Annotated in this window: 16 protein-coding genes and 1 pseudogene; 6 read left to right on the plus strand and 11 right to left on the minus strand. The window is 60.7% G+C overall.

Annotated features, from left to right (window positions below; genetic code table 11):
• Positions 1-6 precede the first annotated feature (6 nt).
• Positions 7-363: a YciI family protein gene (locus tag P3T16_RS19935; protein ID WP_429343556.1), complete on the minus strand. Its 357-nt coding sequence runs from the start codon at positions 361-363 to the stop codon at positions 7-9.
• Positions 364-388: 25 nt separating this feature from the next.
• On the minus strand, positions 389-1,297 hold the full coding sequence (locus P3T16_RS19940; protein WP_429255744.1) for an NAD(P)H-binding protein: 909 nt from the start codon (positions 1,295-1,297) through the stop codon (positions 389-391).
• 268 nt (positions 1,298-1,565) lie between these two features.
• On the opposite strand from P3T16_RS19940, the gene P3T16_RS19945 reads away from it, so the two are divergent.
• Complete coding sequence (locus P3T16_RS19945; protein WP_429343557.1) at positions 1,566-2,129, plus strand: PadR family transcriptional regulator; 564 nt, start codon at positions 1,566-1,568, stop codon at positions 2,127-2,129.
• Positions 2,130-2,499: 370 nt separating this feature from the next.
• Here the strand turns inward: P3T16_RS19945 and P3T16_RS19950 are convergent, their stop codons facing one another.
• The 9 genes from P3T16_RS19950 to P3T16_RS19990 form a co-directional block, all read right to left on the minus strand.
• Complete coding sequence (locus P3T16_RS19950) at positions 2,500-3,552, minus strand: alpha/beta fold hydrolase (protein WP_429343558.1); 1,053 nt, start codon at positions 3,550-3,552, stop codon at positions 2,500-2,502.
• A gap of 134 nt (positions 3,553-3,686) precedes the next feature.
• Complete coding sequence (locus P3T16_RS19955) at positions 3,687-4,079, minus strand: MAPEG family protein (RefSeq protein ID WP_429255741.1); 393 nt, start codon at positions 4,077-4,079, stop codon at positions 3,687-3,689.
• Positions 4,080-4,487: 408 nt separating this feature from the next.
• Positions 4,488-5,813, minus strand: a complete 1,326-nt coding sequence (locus P3T16_RS19960) for an epoxide hydrolase family protein (protein WP_429343559.1) — start codon at positions 5,811-5,813, stop codon at positions 4,488-4,490.
• Between the two features lie 316 nt (positions 5,814-6,129).
• On the minus strand, positions 6,130-6,804 hold the full coding sequence (locus P3T16_RS19965) for a YciI family protein (RefSeq protein WP_429343560.1): 675 nt from the start codon (positions 6,802-6,804) through the stop codon (positions 6,130-6,132).
• A gap of 321 nt (positions 6,805-7,125) precedes the next feature.
• The gene (locus P3T16_RS19970; RefSeq protein ID WP_429343561.1) at positions 7,126-7,752 is read right to left on the minus strand and encodes a TetR/AcrR family transcriptional regulator; all 627 of its coding nucleotides are present in this window, start codon (positions 7,750-7,752) and stop codon (positions 7,126-7,128) included.
• A gap of 105 nt (positions 7,753-7,857) precedes the next feature.
• Positions 7,858-8,877 carry a zinc-dependent alcohol dehydrogenase family protein gene (locus P3T16_RS19975; RefSeq protein ID WP_429343562.1) on the minus strand — a complete coding sequence of 340 codons (1,020 nt, stop codon included), beginning with the start codon at positions 8,875-8,877 and terminating at the stop codon, positions 7,858-7,860.
• A gap of 397 nt (positions 8,878-9,274) precedes the next feature.
• The gene (locus P3T16_RS19980; RefSeq protein WP_429255736.1) at positions 9,275-9,706 is read right to left on the minus strand and encodes a tautomerase family protein; all 432 of its coding nucleotides are present in this window, start codon (positions 9,704-9,706) and stop codon (positions 9,275-9,277) included.
• Between the two features lie 330 nt (positions 9,707-10,036).
• On the minus strand, positions 10,037-10,921 hold the full coding sequence (locus P3T16_RS19985; protein ID WP_429343563.1) for a 3-keto-5-aminohexanoate cleavage protein: 885 nt from the start codon (positions 10,919-10,921) through the stop codon (positions 10,037-10,039).
• A gap of 117 nt (positions 10,922-11,038) precedes the next feature.
• Positions 11,039-12,445: an NAD-dependent succinate-semialdehyde dehydrogenase gene (locus tag P3T16_RS19990; RefSeq protein ID WP_429343564.1), complete on the minus strand. Its 1,407-nt coding sequence runs from the start codon at positions 12,443-12,445 to the stop codon at positions 11,039-11,041.
• A gap of 162 nt (positions 12,446-12,607) precedes the next feature.
• Between P3T16_RS19990 and P3T16_RS19995 the strand changes: the two genes are divergently transcribed.
• The 5 genes and pseudogenes from P3T16_RS19995 (at position 12,608) to P3T16_RS20015 (ending at position 16,907) form a co-directional block, all read left to right on the plus strand.
• The gene (locus P3T16_RS19995; RefSeq protein ID WP_429343565.1) at positions 12,608-12,904 is read left to right on the plus strand and encodes a DUF1330 domain-containing protein; all 297 of its coding nucleotides are present in this window, start codon (positions 12,608-12,610) and stop codon (positions 12,902-12,904) included.
• Positions 12,905-13,107: 203 nt separating this feature from the next.
• A complete protein-coding gene (locus P3T16_RS20000; RefSeq protein WP_429343566.1) occupies positions 13,108-13,884 on the plus strand; it encodes an enoyl-CoA hydratase/isomerase family protein in 777 nt (258 codons plus the stop codon).
• 1 nt (position 13,885) lies between these two features.
• Positions 13,886-15,151, plus strand: coding sequence for a CaiB/BaiF CoA transferase family protein (locus P3T16_RS20005; RefSeq protein ID WP_429343567.1), 1,266 nt, complete (start codon positions 13,886-13,888; stop codon positions 15,149-15,151).
• A gap of 65 nt (positions 15,152-15,216) precedes the next feature.
• Positions 15,217-15,474: pseudogene (locus P3T16_RS20010) on the plus strand (hypothetical protein); the annotation flags it as partial.
• 68 nt (positions 15,475-15,542) lie between these two features.
• Complete coding sequence (locus P3T16_RS20015; RefSeq protein WP_429343568.1) at positions 15,543-16,907, plus strand: MFS transporter; 1,365 nt, start codon at positions 15,543-15,545, stop codon at positions 16,905-16,907.
• Positions 16,908-17,013 lie beyond the last annotated feature (106 nt).

The raw sequence follows: 17,013 nt of genomic DNA on the forward strand, positions 1-17,013 counted from the left end.
AGGCACCTACGCACGGATGATCGGCAGGACCGGGATCACTTCCGTGTATCCGGCCGATGAGCTGGGGCTAAGTTCGGCCCAATGCAAAGCCTCTGCCTGCGTCTCGACATTGATCACCACAAAGCCGCCGAACAGTGCGTGCGCCTCCGGGGATGGGCCGTCCTGGACCTGGCGCTGGCCGTGCCGCATCCGCACCGTGCTGGCGTTACGCGGATCGAGTTGCGTGCCGGCCCGCATGACGCCAGCGGCCGCCAAGGCGCCCATGTACTGTTTCCACGCGAGCGAGACTTGCTGCCCTTTGAGCAGATCGGCGTAGGTTTCATGGACGTTTGGTGGCTGTTGAAAGGCGAGAACGAATTCCATTATTGTTTCCCTTTAATAGCGAGGATCAGGCAGGGGTGAACGCGGGCGCGTGGCGGCGAGCGAATTCGGCAGCGGAAATCGGCGCGCGGCCGACCAACTGTTCGAAGCTGTCGGTCATACGGTCGTAGCGGTTCTCGCGATGCAACTGGGCCATGACGACCAGGTGCGCGGTCAGATGCGCCGGCTGTTGAACCTCCTGAAGCTTGGCCTCCCAGATCTGCGGTGGCACGTTGACGTATTGGATGGTGCGGCCCAGAGCGCCGCTGAACTCCTGTGCGAGCTCGGCCATCGTCAGAGACTGGGGACCAGTCAGTTCGTAGACCTTGCCAATATGCGGCTCTGGGTTGGCAAGCACAGCAGCGGCGACTGCCCCCACGTCGGCGGCGGCGATCGGTGAGGTCTTGCCGTCAGCGAACGGCAGGCGGATGGCGTTGTCGTCGCGGATGCTTTTGGCCGCCTGTAGCAGGAACATGCCGTCGAAGAAAGCGGTTGGACGCAGGTAGACCACCGGCAGGCCGGACCAGCGCAGCATCTGTTCTGCGAGCCAGTGCTGCCTCTGTTGCGGGCTACTGGTAGTCTCCGTCTCGCTCATCTGCGATACCGTCATCTGCGACAGATTGACGAAGGCCTTCACACCCAGGCTTTTGGCTGTGACCGCGACGTTGGTGGCCGCTTCCAGATAGTCGGGCGAAACTGACATCGTGAAATACACCATTGAGCAGCCTTGCATAGCTGCGCGCACAGCGACAATGTCAAGCATGTCGGCGACCACGACTTCGGCGCCCAGCTCACCCAGCATGTCAGCGCGTGCGTCCAGCTTGCGCACCATGGCGCGTACGCGATGGCCCTGTTCCAGCAGGATGGCGATGGCCGCGCGCGCGGTTGAGCCGACGCTGCCGGCGGCGCCGGTGACGAGAATGGTTTCCTGAGGCATGCTTTTCTTCCTTGTACGAATGAGCAAAATGACTAACGAACATGAGCCACGGACCTCAGGAATCGCCCGCGTCAGGAGGATTTGACACGGTGGACCGGACGCATGCGGTCAACGCTGCGGCGGTTAGCGCGATCGCTGCTTGGGCGAAACGAGGGCCGCATTCCTGATAAAATCATCTATGTGGAAAAATACATAGTGGCATCGTTCTTTTACTATGTCAAAAAAAACATAGTCAAAGAATGATGGGCGTTGACGGAATCAAGGAGCAATGCGAGTGAGCGATCAGAAGGAAGCCGCGGCAAGCAAGGAAAAGCCTCTGAAGTATGTCCTTCTTGCCGGCATACATAACCAGCCGCGTTCCGGCTATGAACTAACGAAATGGCTGCAGATGGCGGGCCAACATTGCTGGTCGGTTGAACACAGCTCGGTGTACCCTGCTTTGCGCGAACTGGAGAAGGATGAACTCATCACATCGGAGCGCTTGCCGGGAATGCGAGGGCCGGAGCGCTCGATCTACAGCATGACAGTTGCCGGACTAGAGAAGCTGACGGCCTGGGTGGCGAGTGGTTCGCCGCGCCCGGCCATCAAGGACGAGCAGATACTGCGGGTGTTGTGCTTTGATCTGCTGCCGCGCCAGACAGCGTTGCAGCAGATCCGTGAGGTGCGTGCGGACCACCAGGCCCAGCTTGAATTCTTTCTCGAAAGGCAGGCCGTGCTGACCGAGCACCAGCTGGGACCGCTTTTGGTGACGCGCCGCGGTGTGCTGGCGGAACAGGCCTATATCGCGTGGTGTGACGAGGTGGCGGAAATGATCGCTCACAGGCCAGCCTGATGCCCGGCCAAATTCAGGCCGGGTGCACGGCTTGAATTTTCCCCGTAGAGGTACCGAGCGGAGTAGGCGCCACAATCACGAACGCCGAGATGACTGCTGCGCAACTGGTCTGCAACTAGTTTCCGCTAGCGAACTGAGCGGATTCTGCAGCATTCGCTGCCTTGAGCGAAAACACGCTGCCAGGCAACAACGCCGATGTGAGACATATCTTCAACAGACTCTTCATGACGGAAATCCCCTCAGACGTGTAGGGTGGCTCGTAAGCATTTCAGGCAGCCCGCGCGGAACGGTATCGGTCAAATGACCGACGCCACAGCTGTTTTCGCAGAGCCGCCAGGTCAAATGTCTTTAAGGCGCAACACGTGAGCGCCTAATAGCTGGCAACCTCGATCACTGCATCCGCAAACGCCTTTGAGGCTTCCTGCGGCAGATTGTGACCGATTCCACCTGTGACGGTGCGGTGCCCGTATTTGCCGACGAACTTCTTCGCATACGCCTCGGGCTCCGGATGGGGCGCGCCGTTCGCGTCGCCTTCGAGGGTGATCGTTGGCACGGTGATGACCGGCGCGGCCGCGAGACGCGCTTCCAGCGCGTCGTATTGCGGCTCTCCGTTCGAGAGACTCAATCGCCAGCGGTAGTTGTCGACCACGATCGCAACGTGATCCGGGTTCTGGAGAGCACCTGCAGATCGCTCGAACGTCGCATCGTCGAAGTTCCATTTCGGCGATGCAAGTTGCCAGATGAGCCTCGCGAAGTCGTGCCGATTAGCTTCATAGCCCTGCCTGCCGCGCTCCGTCGCGAAGTAGAACTGATACCACCATGCGAACTCCGCCTTCGGCGGCAAGGGCGCCTTGTTGCCCGCCTGGCTACCGATCAGATAGCCACTCACCGAGACCAATGCCTTGCAGCGTTCTGGCCACAGCGCGGCGACGACATCGGCTGTGCGCGCGCCCCAGTCGAAGCCGCCGAGTATCGCCTTCTGAATCTTCAGCGCATCCATCAGCGCGATGAGGTCGACGGCGAGTACCGACTGCTGGCCATTGCGGACCGTATTGCCGGAAAGAAAACGCGTCGTGCCATAGCCGCGGAGGTACGGAACGATTACCCGATAGCCTGCGGACGCGAGCCGAGGCGCGACGTCGGCGAAGCTGTGGATGTCATAAGGCCAGCCATGGAGCAAGATCACGACCGGGCCATTGGCCGGCCCGACTTCAGCATATCCGACGTTCAGCACGCCGGCATCGATCTGCTTGATGTTGGTGAACGATGCAGTCGACACCAGCGTGTTTGCATCTGCAGCGGGCACTTCCGCATGACCGGACTGCGCGTGCGCAACCCCGCACAGGACCATTTCCATTGCGCCGACGCTGACGGCGGCAGTCCCAAGAAAGCGCCGGCGACGGATGTTGATCGGATTCGACATCGGGATTTTTCCTCTTCAAGTTGGTTCAACGTGCGCGTCCCGCGCTTCCTTCTTTCCGCTGAACACGAATGTTTCGCCGATCGCGTATCCGTTGCGATGAGCGGCGAAACAGACGACGCGACACGGCCAGAGGGCTAACGACCGATGAGCAATGCGACACAGAGAGCCACCCCGAACGCGTAGGTTCCCAACGCCCCGATAGCCCGGGCCGGATTGGGCTTCGACATGGTGGGCCATGCAAGTAGCGCAACCACCAGGAGCAGGCGGCAGGCCGTTGCGCCTTCCATGCACCAGAGCTGCCAGTCAGGCGGATTCCTTGAGCCGAGGAACAGAAAAAGCACCGTGAAGAAGGGCGCGTACTCGGCAGTGTTGCCGTGAGCGCGAGCCAGTTTGGTGAGCAGCCGGTCAGGCTCAGGCGGGTAGCCGCTCAGCTGGCCGACGCGACTGCGCACGACCGAGATGGCGAATCCAAGCGAGAACAGGAGCAGACCGAGGGCAGCGGTGCAGGCTAGGGCAGTGCTGTTCATTCAATACCCCTTGCTTGGCAGTTGAATCCAGCGATGCTGGGGTGACTGCCCCGGTGTCGGGTCAGCGCGGCGACGTTCAGATGAACCACATTTACCTTCGAATTGCAGATAAAACTCATTGGTAATCCTAATGTAAAGTAGTCTGACAGGTTCATGAGAGATTCCATCCATTGGACCTGAATGACAAAAGCCCCTCATTTTCGGACAAGAAGAGGTAATCGCGCATTCGGAGCGCCTGAGCGGCCGTCGCGCTCCGCGAACCGGTACACGCCACCGAGTACTGTGACGATGCCCGGGGTCTGCCTCCGGATGCCCAAACGTGGCAGACTCCGCGATGAAGATCGTGTCCGCACGCACCGTCAATTCGAGGCTTCCTCCGAATCTCGGGCCCCGCACCGACCTTTGAGTTCAGCGCAGAGACCGGAAGCTCGTGCGAACCTCGTCCGAGAAGGCTTGCGGTTGCTCCCAGGCCGCAAAGTGCCCCCCTTTGGGGAGACGGTTGTAATGAATCAGTTTGGGATACGCTTTCTCTGCCCAGCTCTGCGGGGCAGCGTAGATCTCATCTGGAAAAACGCTAACGGCAACCGGGATGGCAACGTGCTTCGGGGCAAAAAAGTTGAGCTTGTTTTCCCAATACAGTCGAGCCGACGAGACTGCCGTGTTTGTCAGCCAATAGAGCGTCACGTTGTCGAGGATGTCGTCTCGCGTAAGCCCCTCGGACTGACCGTCAAACACCCGTGCAATAAGTGCCTGGCTGCCGGCGTCGTGGTCGAGCATCCAAGCGGCGAGGCCGATAGGTGAGTCTTCAATCCCGTACAGCGTCTGCGGGCGGTTCGCCATTTCCTGGGCGTAGCCAAGGCCGTGCTTGTAGAAAGAGTCGAGTTGATCGTACGCGTGCCTCTCGTCGGCTGAGAGGTCGGCCGGCGCCGGCTTGCCGAACTTGAGTGCTTCCGCAATGTTGTCGGGTACGGTGGCCGGCATGTTGGTGTGAATGCCAAGCAGTTCCGGCGGTGCGAGCAGGGCCATCTGCTCCGTGACAGCATTCCCCCAATCGCCGCCTTGCGCAACATATCGCGTGTATCCGAGACGCTTCATCAGTACGACCCAGGCGCGGGCGATGCGAACAGGATCCCAGCCGGTCGTAGTCGGCTTGCCTGAAAACCCGTGACCTGGGAGCGACGGAATCACGACATCGAAAGCGTCCGATGAAGTCCCGCCATGGGCGGTCGGATTGGTCAGCGGATCGATAATCTTCAACTGCTCGATGATCGAACCGGGCCACCCGTGCGTGACGATGACCGGCAACGCATCCTTATGTTTCGAACGAACGTGAACGAAATGAATGTCCAGCCCATCGATCTCGGTGATGAATTGCGGCAGGGCGTTCAGCCTCGCTTCGACCTTGCGCCAGTCATAATCTGTGTCCCAATAACGCGCGAGTTTCTGCATCGTCGCGAGTTGCACCCCTTGCGACGCATCCGCTACCGTTTCACGCTCAGGCCAGCTTGTCGCCTTGATACGCCTTTTCAAATCGGTGAGTTGCGATTCCGGCGCGTGCACACGAAGCGGACGAACAGCGGTCTTGTCACCGCCGGTCGATTGTGCAATTTCAGTGATAGCCTGATTCGTTTCTGCGGAAGCAAGCCGGCTCAATGAGACCGCAGCAACTGTCCCCGCCGCCACTCCAATAAAACGACGGCGCGACCGGGTCTTGGATGAGATATCGTTTGGCATGAAACTCCTACTTGTAATAAACCTTGGTAGCACTCCCAGGCATATGGACATTGCTGCACCACTCGCCGATATTCCTGATTTCGATCACGACCCGACCAGCTAAAGTGCGCATTGCTCCAGTTATCGCGGGAGCTTGAGGTCGTAACCACTGAAGCGGACGACACTCGTTGTCGTTTTGTCCTCCCTTTCACCGACGCAAGTCTGTTGGCAATTCATTGGCCGAAGCGACCCACGACCGCCCCTCAACCATGACAGTAGGCCAATCGCAGTTCCAAGTGACAACCAGCGTAAGGAATGGCCAACAAGTGACTGCGCTTCAATGCCTCTGAATCAATCCCGCGTTCAACCCGAACAGCCGCCACTCCGAAAGCGCGTACGTTTCGAACACGCCCTCTGCGTGGTACGGGTCCTCTAGTACCAGCGCCATCGCTTCGTCTTTCGACTGCGCCCGATAAATGGACAGCGCGCCCGAGTCGTCCGCAAAAGAACCCGCCATGATCAGCTTGCCGTTTGCCTTGATCGTCCGCGCATACGACCGGTGCGCCGGCCTCACCCGCGCGACGTGTGAGCGATCAGAAACGTATTTCACGTAATTGACGTAGGTTCGCGCGGCGTGCGCGTCTGAATCGACTGGCGTAGCGCCAGATGCACGCGGTTCTTTGAGCAGAACACGCCGATCCGTCGCGACGAGCGCGGCAGCGAGCAACTCGACGTTGCTGTTCAGCACGGTCCACTCGGCCAGGCGATAGTCCGCAATCGCACCATTCAGAACGAACGGATCTCTTTGCACCAACGTTTCGGCTTCCTCTTTCGACGCAACCTCATAAACGAGCAGCACGCCGCGGGGCCGCCCGTCGTCGTCGAGCAGCGGGCCGCCGATCACCAGCCGGTCGTGCTCGCGGAGCGCATCCGCATAAGCCTGATGCTCGGCTCGGGACGCGTCCACCCTGTGCCGGTCCTGAACGTACGTCGCGTAGTTCACGACTTTCATTGAGCCTGGATTCCCTGCGAGGACTTCAGAAAGCGTGGGAAGTGGAGACCCTTGCACGGCAGCGCCTTTGGAGGACGAGGACACTGCCATGGCCGGGGACATGTCGGCAAGCGCGAGGCTTGCAACGCCTGCGGCGGCGGATACGAGGAAGCGGCGGCGCGACAGATCTTGTGACACGATGTTTCTCTTGAGTTCGAGTACCGTTGATGAGGGTTGGTTAGTGTTCTTCAATCCGACCATGAGCTCGCTGGCAGGCCACCCCGCGACGAACGCCCGGCGCATTGTCGGGTGACGTTGCGCAGCCAGATGTCGGATGTCGCCTTACTGCCCCTTCGATGCTTTCAACAGCACGGCATGCACCGCCTTCAATATTTCATCGGATAACGAAGGGTCGCTCTTGGCGACGGCACGGGCGGCGGCCATAGCCCCGATTTCCGCTGCGACGATGGTCATCGCCAGACGGCGCCGTTCGGCCCCGGGGATCGCTTCGTCCAGCACGGCCTCGAATGCACTCGCCTTGTCCTGAAACCCTTTGGCAAACCGCGCACTGATGTCATTTCCGTGCCGCCCGATTTCGCTCGCCGACGCCGTCATCGGACAACTCATGCCGGGCTCGTCGCGTCTTAGCGGCGAAAGCAGATAGTCGAGATACCCCAACACGCTGTGCTTGCGACGCGCTGCCTTGCCCCGGAACGCTTCGCGGCTCAGCGCCAGGCCCTGCGAAAAGGCTTCCGTCGCAAGATCGTCCTTCGAGCGGAAATGCGCGTACAGCGCCCCATGTGTCAGCCCGGCTTCGCGCGCGATTTCCGCGACGCCCACGCCATCGATACCTCGTTCGCGAAACAGCCGGCTAGCCGTGGCCAGCAGCGCTACGCGGTTTTCGTCGGATTGCTCGCGTTTTACATACACCACGGTGTTCTCCAGAAACGGGGACAGCGAATAACTCACGAATATCGCGCCTGATTGATGCCGTCTTACTTCAACCTTCGATCAAGCTTCATCCGCGGCCGCCGGGCGGCGCAAAGCCGCCTGCGACGGTGACACGGGCGAAGCTCAGCGCTCCGCGAACACTAGCAGCGGTTTGGCGTCGTGTGCGGCGCTCTCCGCGGCCGTGAAGGCTTCGAGTGCGCGATCGACGTGGTAGCGGCGCGCTGCCGGCGGCTTCAAGCTGCCCTCGGCCATGCGATCGAGCAGGCTGCGCAGCGTCTGGCTGCCTTCACTCACCCCCTTGCGTGCGAGCCACGAGAAGATGAGCCAGCCGCGCACCTCGGCACTCGAGTAGATAAGCGCCGGGGCGAAAATCGGCATCTCGAAGGCCGCCGGGTCGTTCTGACGGTGCGACGACAAGGCTCCATAGACGAGCAGGCATCCGTTCGGGGCCAGCTGACGCGCAAGCGTGGCGCCCGTGCGGCCGGCGACGCAGTCAATCGCGTTCACGATGCCATTGCCGCCAGTGGCCTTCTTCAGCAGCTCGGGCCAGCTTTCGTCCGCGGTGCATAGCACGACGTCACCGCCAAGATCCTGGATCTCAGCGACCTGCTCTTCACGGCGTACGAGGTTGATGGTGCGGAACCCCTGCGCTTTCGCGATCTGCAGCACGAGGCGACCAACCGTCGAACCCGCCGCGCTCTGGACAAGCCAGTCGCCGCGTCCAAGCTGGTGCTCGCACATCGTCATTGCCCATGCCGTCATCGGGTTGATGAGAGCCTGTGCGGCGTCCTCGTCGGAGATTGCCGCCGGTACAGGTATAGCGCGGGCGGCCGGACTGATGACCTGCTCTCTCCAGGTTCCGGGCACGTCCAGCAAAACCACGCGCTCTCCGACCCGCGTGCGCGGCACGTCGCTGCCCACGACGTCGATGATTCCGACGCCTTCGGACCCGGGCGAGGCCGGCAGTTCGGGCTGACGCTGACGGGCGAAACGTCCACGGATGACGTGCAAGTCGGACGGGTGCACGGGCGCCAGCAGCATCCTCACGCGGACTTCGCCTGGCCCGGGCGTGGGCTCGGGCAAATCACGCCAGTGGACTACCTCTGACGGCTCGCCGTTGTGTTCGATGACCAGGGCCTTCATGTGCTTTCTCCTTCGCTCGAGTTGCGGTGTGAATCATGCCCCCGCGGGCGCGACGCGATGCCAGGGCTGCGGGCTCTCGCATAGTCGAACTTCGAAACTTGATTATGATCGCAATCAAGTATGGACACAAGCCCCACGGAAAACCATTGTCTAAAGGTATGAACGCGCGATGTCCGCCGATGACTGGAGCGACCGTTCGTAGAATGTCTCGCGCGCTTGTGGCAACGATTGGTGCTGATGCCAGGCACTTTCAGAGCGGACGGCAACGCGCTGCATCGCGCCGCGTCGTGAGAGAGACGGGAAACCAGAAGGTTGGGAGAGACTGCGGTGAAAGCCCGGCTTTCACCGCAGTCGGTTGAGTTCAGCCTCCGAGTCGTTTCAGACGTAACTGATCGATTCAACCTTCGCTCGGATCATATGGCGACGCCCGGTTTTCAAGCTTCCATTTCTTCTCAGCTTGCGTATCAGGCCGAGGTGGTCGAATGCTGTCGATCAACCACAGTTCTCGCGGCGTTTCGCCGACATGCAACTCGAAGTGGTAGCCTCGATCCTGGACAAATGGCGCAATCGCAGCGTTCGCCTTGCGCAGCCAGGACTCCGTCCACTCAACGTCCTTGGAGATATGTCTGGCGAATTGGTCTAATCTGATTCTGACAAAGTCACCTCGCGACTCACCCCCCATGAAGAAGGAGTCTTTCGGCTGTTCATGAAACAGAACGCCTACGTAGAAGCGAGGAATGATGTAAATGTCAGCGATTCGCTTTGCCATCTCCTGCTTGTCATCTGCCGTGTAGGCGCCGACCGGATGATAGATATTCCACAAAGGCATTTTTGTCTCCTTGCATCAATAGATGCCGCGTTTCTTATGTCAGAACATCCAGGTCTCTTGCAGGAAAAGGATGAACCAGACATGAGTGAGGCGGCGGTATAGGTAGCCCCGGGATAGGCTACCGGTTAAAACCGATGCGCTTCGCAACGTAGCGTTCTTAGGGAAGGCGGTCCCGCTGTCCATCGGCTCCCTTTAGAACCAGTCCGGATTCACAACCATCAATTGCGACTCATCGGACAGAAGCGCGCAGTCACATCGTCGCTCCAACACCGGCGTCCTCGACCCTGAACCGCACCGATGATCGGTACCGTAGCACGCTCTCCACCTGTTCTATTGGCGACGGGGAAGGCAGAGTATGCTGCGAGCCTCGTCAGGCGTTGCCACGTCTGCGCCGATGCTTTTGACGATACTGACCGCACGTTTGACCAGCGCTGCGTTGCCTGGCGCCAGTTCCCCTTTGGCAAGATAAAGATTGTCCTCGAGGCCGACGCGGACATGCCCGCCAAGAATCACGCTTTGTGCCACGATCGGAAATTGGGCGCGCGAGATGCCGAACGCCGACCAATGCGCGTTCTCGGGCAGATACCGCTTCATCTGAAGAAGGCTTTCGGTGTCGGCGGCCGCTCCCCATGGAACACCAAGACACAACTGGAACAGCGGAGTCTGCAGAATCCCCTGCGTTTCGATCAGGTGGCGCGCGAGGCGCAAGTGCCCGAGATCGAATACCTCGATTTCCGGCTTCACGCCTGCTTCCTCGATCAAGGTTGCCATCTTGACCAGGTGGTCGGGCACGTTCACGAATGCGCGATTGCCGAAGTTCATGGTCGCTACGTCCAGCGTGCAGATTTCCGGACGCAACTCGAGCACATGCCGGACGCGGGCCTCAGGCGTCATCATCGTACTCAATTCACTTCCCCGGTTCGGGTCTTCGTCGCTGGGAACGAAACGTGCACCCGGGCCCGTCGTCAGATTGATCAATATCGGGCACCCACTATCGCGGATACGAGAAACGACTTCTCTGTAGAGCGACAGCTCAGTGCTTGGAACACCAGTTCTGGGGTCACGAACATGAATGTGAGCGATGCTCGCACCGGCTTCACATGCAGCAATGGCCTCATTGGCGATTTGCTCGGGTGTCACGGGCACTGCAGGGCTCAGCCGCGGGGTATCGTCGCTTCCAGTGAGCGCGCAACTGATAATCGTCTTGCTTGTCATAGTGTTCGTTCAAAGGAAAAAAGAATGAAGCGCCACAATCGCGCCCCTCGCCATGTGACCAGCGTCGGGCGCCCGTCGACGGAAATGACAATGAGTGGACGGCGCGCCGAGGTACGTTCAGGCGGCCCGTGCGGGGCCGAACGGCGCCGCCCCGACAGGGGCAACCCTGATCAGCTTCTTGTTGACGAACTCGTCGAAGCCCAGCTGGGAGAGCTCCCGGCCAAAACCTGAACGCTTGACGCCACCGAACGGCAGTTCCGCCGACGTGCCGAACGGCTGATTGATGAACACCATGCCGCTGTCGATCTGCGCGGCAACCCGCTCGCCGCGTTCGGTATCCGCGGTGAACACCGACGCACCGAGACCGTACGGCGTGCCGTTGGCGAGCGCAATCGCGGCGGCTTCGTCCTCGACGACGTGGAAGGCGGCGACCGGGCCGAACAGTTCTTCGGCGAAGACCGGATTTTGCGGCGAGATGTCGGTCAGAACAGTCGGTTGCAAGTAGAAGCCCGGGCGCTCGACGCGCGTGCCGCCACACACGATGCGCGCGCCGTGCGAAGCCGCGCGATCGATCTGCTCAAGCAGCAGCGTCAACGCGCGCTCGGACGAAAGCGGGGCGACGGCGGTCGCCGGATCGGCTGGATCGCCTGTCTCGAGCGCTGCCATCCGCTTCGCGAAGCCTTCGAGGAAAGCGTCGCCGCGCGCCTTGCCGACCACGATGATGCGCTTGGAACCAACACAGCATTGACCCGCATTGAGCATGCGGCCCGCGACCGCGCTCTGGATCGCCCAGTCGAGCGGCGCATCCTCGAGCACGATGAACGGGTCGCTGCCGCCCAGCTCGAGCACGACCTTCTTCAGATTGCGGCCGGCACGCTCGGCGACGGCGGCGCCGGCGCGCTCGCTGCCCGTCAGCGTCACACCCTGGACGCGCGGATCGTCGATGACGCGGCCGGCCTGCTCGATCGAGATAAACAGATTCGTATATACGCCTTCGGGCGCGCCTGCCTCCTCGAACAGTCGAGCGAAGGCCAACGCCGATTGCGGCACGCTTTCCGCATGCTTGAGCAGCAGGACGTTGCCCACCATCAGTTGCGGCCCGGCGACACGCGCAATCTGGTAATACGGGAAATTCCACGGCTCAATGCCGAAGAGCACGCCGATTGGCTCGATATGCACGGCTGCGCCGGGTGCTTCCGCGAGCGGGCGTGATTGCAGATACGCATGCGCATGCTTTGCGTAGTAGTCGAGAATGCTCGCCGACGATTCCACTTCCTTGCGCGCTTCGCCGCTGCGTTTGCCCATTTCCAGCGTCAGATAGCCGGCGTATTCGTCGGCCTTTTCCCGCAGCAGCGCCGCGGCGCGCGACACAATGCGTGCCCGATCGCTGACCGGACGGCGGCGCCAGTCGGTTTCAAAAGCGCGATGCGCGGCAGCGAGCTTCGCTTCGAGCAACGGGTCGGATATGTCGTCGTAGGTGGCGAGCAGTTCGCCGGTAGCAGGATTGATAGTCGTGTACGGCATGAGGTTCTCCGCGAAAAGGTTGGCATCGGGTCATCGCATGGCTTCATGTTAACACCGTTATCTCATCCTCTGCACCCGTTTTTGAGGCCAGGAATAACCCTCATAGATCTTAATGTTAACGATGTTACTATAGTCGGGTATTCTTTCAACTGAGGAAGCGAAATGACCAAAGGATATTGGGTGGCAGCGTATCGAGCGATTCATGACGCGGGCAAGCTCGCGGCGTACGGCGCCCTTGCGACAGCAGTGGTAAGAGCGGCGGGCGGAAAGTTCCTGGTGCGAGGCGGCGAGGTCGTTGCGTTCGAAGCGGGTCTGAAGGAGCGGACCGTCGTGGTCGAATTCCCGAGTTTCGAGCAAGCTCTTGCCGCCTATCAGAGCGAGGCCTATCAGGAGGCGTTGGCCGTGCTGGGAGATGGTGCCGAAAGGGATGCGCGCGTCGTCGCAGGCGTCGACGAGTGAAATGCTCACTGGAGGCTACCGAGGCCGAGCGCACTGTCGAGTCTCGCCGCAGTCTGATTGTCTTTGCTACGACAGAGAAACAAACCTCTACAGTCCTTACTTTTTGCAGCCAGGGAAAACGCTGGTATCAATACGTCACTCAAATGTTATTGTTGTTAACATGTAGATCGTTAAACACTTGAACCTGACGAAATGGAGCAAGAATGGACGAAGCAATTGTTCTCAAAGGACTCAAAGGTCATGTGACGGTTCTCACGATGAACCGTCGCCCACATAACCTGATGGGCCCGACGCTGTATCGCGCGCTACTCGATGAATTCGACGAGGCGGTGAAACGCGGCTCGCGCGCGATCCTGCTGCGCAGCGGTCTGCGGCACTTCTCGGCCGGTGCCGAAGTGTCGCTTTTTCCGGATCGCATTGCCAGGCAAGGCAAGGGGCTGATGGATCCGCTTGAAGTGCTTCGCGGCTTCGAGACACTACCGATCCCGATCGTTGCCGCGGTGAACGGTACATGCCTTGGCGGTGGCTTCGAAGTGGCGCTCGCCTGCGACTTCAGCGTGGTCGCCGAATCGGCCAAAATCGGATCAGTCGAGGTCGCGCTCGGCTTGAATCCGCTGCTCGGTGGCATCCAGCGTCAGGTGATGCGGGCCGGCCCGGCGCGCGCGAAGGAGCTCGCGATGCTCGGCCGCCGTTACGACGCAGCGACGCTCGAACGCTGGGGCCTGATCAATCTCGTTGTGCCCGACGACAAACTCGATGAAGTCGCGCTGTCCGTTGCGCAGGAACTGGCGGCCGGCCCGACCATCGCCCATGCCGCAACCAAGCAGCTCGTACGGGTCGCGGTCAACGAGGGTGTCGCTGCCGCCGACGAAGCGATGTTCGAACTGCAAAAGCCGATCTGGGCGTCGCAGGATCTCAAGCGTGGACTGGAGGCCTTCGATACCACCGGCCCAGGTACCGCCACCTTCGAAGGGAATTGACATGGCCGGACCACTCGAAGGACTCAAGGTCGTCGATTTTTCGCGGGTGCTGGCCGGTCCGCTGTGCGCCCGGACGCTGGCCGATCTCGGCGCCGACGTCATCAAGATCGAGCCGCCGCGGCCCGATGTGTCGCGTGCTGCGTTCCCGAACCGCGACGGCATGTCGGGCTACTACGCGCAGCAAAATAGCGGCAAGCGCAACGTCAGCATCGATCTGAACGCGCCGCGCGCACGCGAGCTTGTGCTGCGCCTGTGCGACGAAGCGGACATCATCGTCGAGAATTTTCGCGCCGGCACGCTCAAGGGGTTCGGACTCGACTACGACACGCTCTCCCGGCGCAATCCAAAGCTGGTCTACGTGTCGATCACCGGCTACGGCCAGCGCGGCCCCTGGGCGTCGCGCATGGCCTACGCGCCGACCGTGCAGGCCGAAGCGGGATTTACGCACAACACGCTGCGCCATTTCGACAGCGCGGGCGACGGCCGCAAGTGGACCGATCCGCTGTCGCACGCGGACGTCTATGCGGGCCTGCAAGCGACGATCGCCGTGCTCGCGGCGGTGCGCAAACGTGAAGTAACCGGACGCGGGCAATACATCGACGTCGCGATGGCTGCCGTGATGATGTCGATCAACGAACGCGCCCACCTCGATCTCGCGGGTATCGATACGGGCGCCGAGCCGGGCATCCTCGGCGCATCCGATGGCCCGCATTTCGTTGGCCCCGGCGGCGAAGAGTTCGTGGCGGCGCAAAGCATCATCGGCAGCAACACGTTTCTGAATTACTTGCGCGCCATGCGCCGTATGGACCTTGCGCAGGACCCGCGCTTTAGTACCGCCGAGCGCCGCCTGCAGAACTACAAGACATTGCATGCGGTGATCCAGACGTGGATGCTCTCGTTCCGCGATCTCAGGACGCTCGATGCGCAGCTCGACGAGGCCAAGATCGCGATCGGCCAGATCCGTACGCTGAAGGAACTGGCCGAGACCGATTGGGCGAAGCAGTGGGGTGCGGTGCACGAGATCCCGGATCGCCGCGGCGGCTCGTATCTCATCCACGGCTATCCATGGCGCTTTTCCGATGATGAGCTTGGAATGCGCAGCGAGCCGGCGTTTCGCGGCGAACACAACGAGCAGGTGTTTCGCGGCGCGGGCTTGTCGGAAGGCGAGATTCGCAACGCGATTGACGCGGGCATTCTGGTCGGCGGCCCGCCACCGTCCGTGAAGGAGATCGACGCCGCTGCTCTTGCGGAAGCACGGTCCGACTAAACGCAACTACGTGTTGCGGTGCGCTAACGGGCTGTAGCCCGTGTGCAAGCGCGAACCTTTCCCTCGGCGTATTGCGTACAGAGGCAAACCTTATGCCGCGAATGGGTGTGCGTATCGGCGATGCGGTTCTTGATGTGCATCGATTGCTCGACGCGGATGCAATTGAGCTGCATTCGCCCGAAGACGACGCACTGCGGCAGAACACCTTGAATGCATGGATGGCGTTGGGACGGACGTCCTCGTCGGCATTGCGACGCGAACTGTTTGCGCTGCTGCATTCGTCCACGGAAGGGGCGGTTCCCGAGACCGTGTCGCGGAAGTGACCGGCGACCTTTGATAGCTGCAGTCCGCCTCGTATTACCGGTATCAACACAACACGTCGGAGAACCGAATGGAAGTGGTGAAGCAAGCCTGTGTAGACGGGTCATCATCAGATGACAACGACCTGTTGCGGAAGGCCTACGCTGCGGCGCAATGGAGGATATTGCCGATACTGTTTGGCTTATGGATGCTGGCGTGGGTCAGTCGTTCGAACGTTGCTTTTGCGAAGTTGCAGATGGTCGTGGATCTGCGATTCAGCGAAACGGTATATGGATTGGGCGCCGGGCTTTTCTTCGTCGGCTATGTGCTGTTCGGCGTGCCTGCGACCATGTTGCAAAAGAAGTTCGGTGCACGCGCGGTGCTTGCCGGTGTCGCCGGCGGCTGGGGCATCACGAGTGTTGCGATGACGTTCATCAACAGCGCACCGACGTTCTATGCGTTGAGGTTCCTGCTCGGTGTGTTCGAGGCCGGCTTCTACCCAGGCGTTGTGTTGTACTTCAATGCGTGGTTCCCGGGGAAAAGGCGTACCCGCAATTTCAGCATTTTCCACTCAGGGTCGCTCTTCTCGACGGTCGCGATTGGCTTGACAGGGGGATTCGTGCTCGAGCACATAAACGGACTGGCCGGCTTTCAGGGCTGGCGATGGATGTTCTTCACTCAGGCTATCCCTACGATCGTGTTGGCGTGCGTCGCGTTCGTGATACTTCCGGATCTGCCCGGCGGCGCGAAGTGGCTTTCGGCGCGACAGCGTATGCTCATCGAGGACGATCTCAGGAAGAATGCCGAAACGATAGATGACATCGACGTAGACGAGCGTCCCCTGTTACTCAACCCCGCTGTCTGGATCCTGAGCGCCGCCTACTTCTGCCTCCTTGCCGCCACGGCGGCACTGTTTTTCTTCTCCCCGACGATACTTCGCGAGGCGGGATTCGGCGGGTACAAGGAGATTGGCCGCGCAGTTGCGGGTGCCTGTATTCTGGGAGCATTGGGCAATGTGCTCATCTGCAGCATCGGGGGCGCCCCGCATCGCCGCCGGCTCTTCTGTGCGCTGGCGTCGGTCTTCACCGCGGTAAGCCTCTCGGCGCTCGTCTTTGTCTGGCACAGTAGTGCCACCGCGACTTTCTTCCTGCTTGTTCTTGGCTTCGCGGGAACGGGGGCGGGTATAACGCTCTTCTGGCAGATGTCTGTCGGCCTGCTCAGCGGTAAGTCGCTGATGGTTGGCGTGCCGTTAATCAGTTCCGTCGCCAACGTCGCTGGCTTCGTTACGCCCTTTCTGATCGGGTATGTTCGCGACGCAACGGGAACTTATGCGAGTGGATTCATCATGGTGGCCTGTGTCCAGGCACTTGGCGTCGTTGTACTTCTGTTCGGCGTGCAGCGCATTGTCAGGAAGCGATCGCGCGTTGGCGATATATCGGTTCAAAGCGCAACGTGATTAGTCGATGCCGATGTGGGTGCAGAAAGTGCTCATGGCAAGTGCCCGTGTGCACCGAAAAGCCGCTCCGGGCACTGCGCGCCTCTGAGCGGCCAGGCATGCGATG

This window comes from Paraburkholderia sp. GAS42 (assembly GCF_050436565.1).
Classification (GTDB): domain Bacteria; phylum Pseudomonadota; class Gammaproteobacteria; order Burkholderiales; family Burkholderiaceae; genus Paraburkholderia.

Bases quoted from the DNA above. Each gene is read 5' to 3' on its own strand.
- P3T16_RS19935 (WP_429343556.1), bottom strand. From the start codon at position 363: ATGGAATTCGTTCTCGCCTTTCAACAGCCACCAAACGTCCATGAAACC.
- P3T16_RS19940 (WP_429255744.1), bottom strand. From the start codon at position 1,297: ATGCCTCAGGAAACCATTCTCGTCACCGGCGCCGCCGGCAGCGTCGGC.
- P3T16_RS19945 (WP_429343557.1), top strand. From the start codon at position 1,566: ATGCGAGTGAGCGATCAGAAGGAAGCCGCGGCAAGCAAGGAAAAGCCT.
- P3T16_RS19950 (WP_429343558.1), bottom strand. From the start codon at position 3,552: ATGTCGAATCCGATCAACATCCGTCGCCGGCGCTTTCTTGGGACTGCC.
- P3T16_RS19955 (WP_429255741.1), bottom strand. From the start codon at position 4,079: ATGAACAGCACTGCCCTAGCCTGCACCGCTGCCCTCGGTCTGCTCCTG.
- P3T16_RS19960 (WP_429343559.1), bottom strand. From the start codon at position 5,813: ATGCCAAACGATATCTCATCCAAGACCCGGTCGCGCCGTCGTTTTATT.
- P3T16_RS19965 (WP_429343560.1), bottom strand. From the start codon at position 6,804: ATGAAAGTCGTGAACTACGCGACGTACGTTCAGGACCGGCACAGGGTG.
- P3T16_RS19975 (WP_429343562.1), bottom strand. From the start codon at position 8,877: ATGAAGGCCCTGGTCATCGAACACAACGGCGAGCCGTCAGAGGTAGTC.
- P3T16_RS19980 (WP_429255736.1), bottom strand. From the start codon at position 9,706: ATGCCTTTGTGGAATATCTATCATCCGGTCGGCGCCTACACGGCAGAT.
- P3T16_RS19985 (WP_429343563.1), bottom strand. From the start codon at position 10,921: ATGACAAGCAAGACGATTATCAGTTGCGCGCTCACTGGAAGCGACGAT.
- P3T16_RS19990 (WP_429343564.1), bottom strand. From the start codon at position 12,445: ATGCCGTACACGACTATCAATCCTGCTACCGGCGAACTGCTCGCCACC.
- P3T16_RS19995 (WP_429343565.1), top strand. From the start codon at position 12,608: ATGACCAAAGGATATTGGGTGGCAGCGTATCGAGCGATTCATGACGCG.
- P3T16_RS20000 (WP_429343566.1), top strand. From the start codon at position 13,108: ATGGACGAAGCAATTGTTCTCAAAGGACTCAAAGGTCATGTGACGGTT.
- P3T16_RS20005 (WP_429343567.1), top strand. From the start codon at position 13,886: ATGGCCGGACCACTCGAAGGACTCAAGGTCGTCGATTTTTCGCGGGTG.
- P3T16_RS20015 (WP_429343568.1), top strand. From the start codon at position 15,543: ATGGAAGTGGTGAAGCAAGCCTGTGTAGACGGGTCATCATCAGATGAC.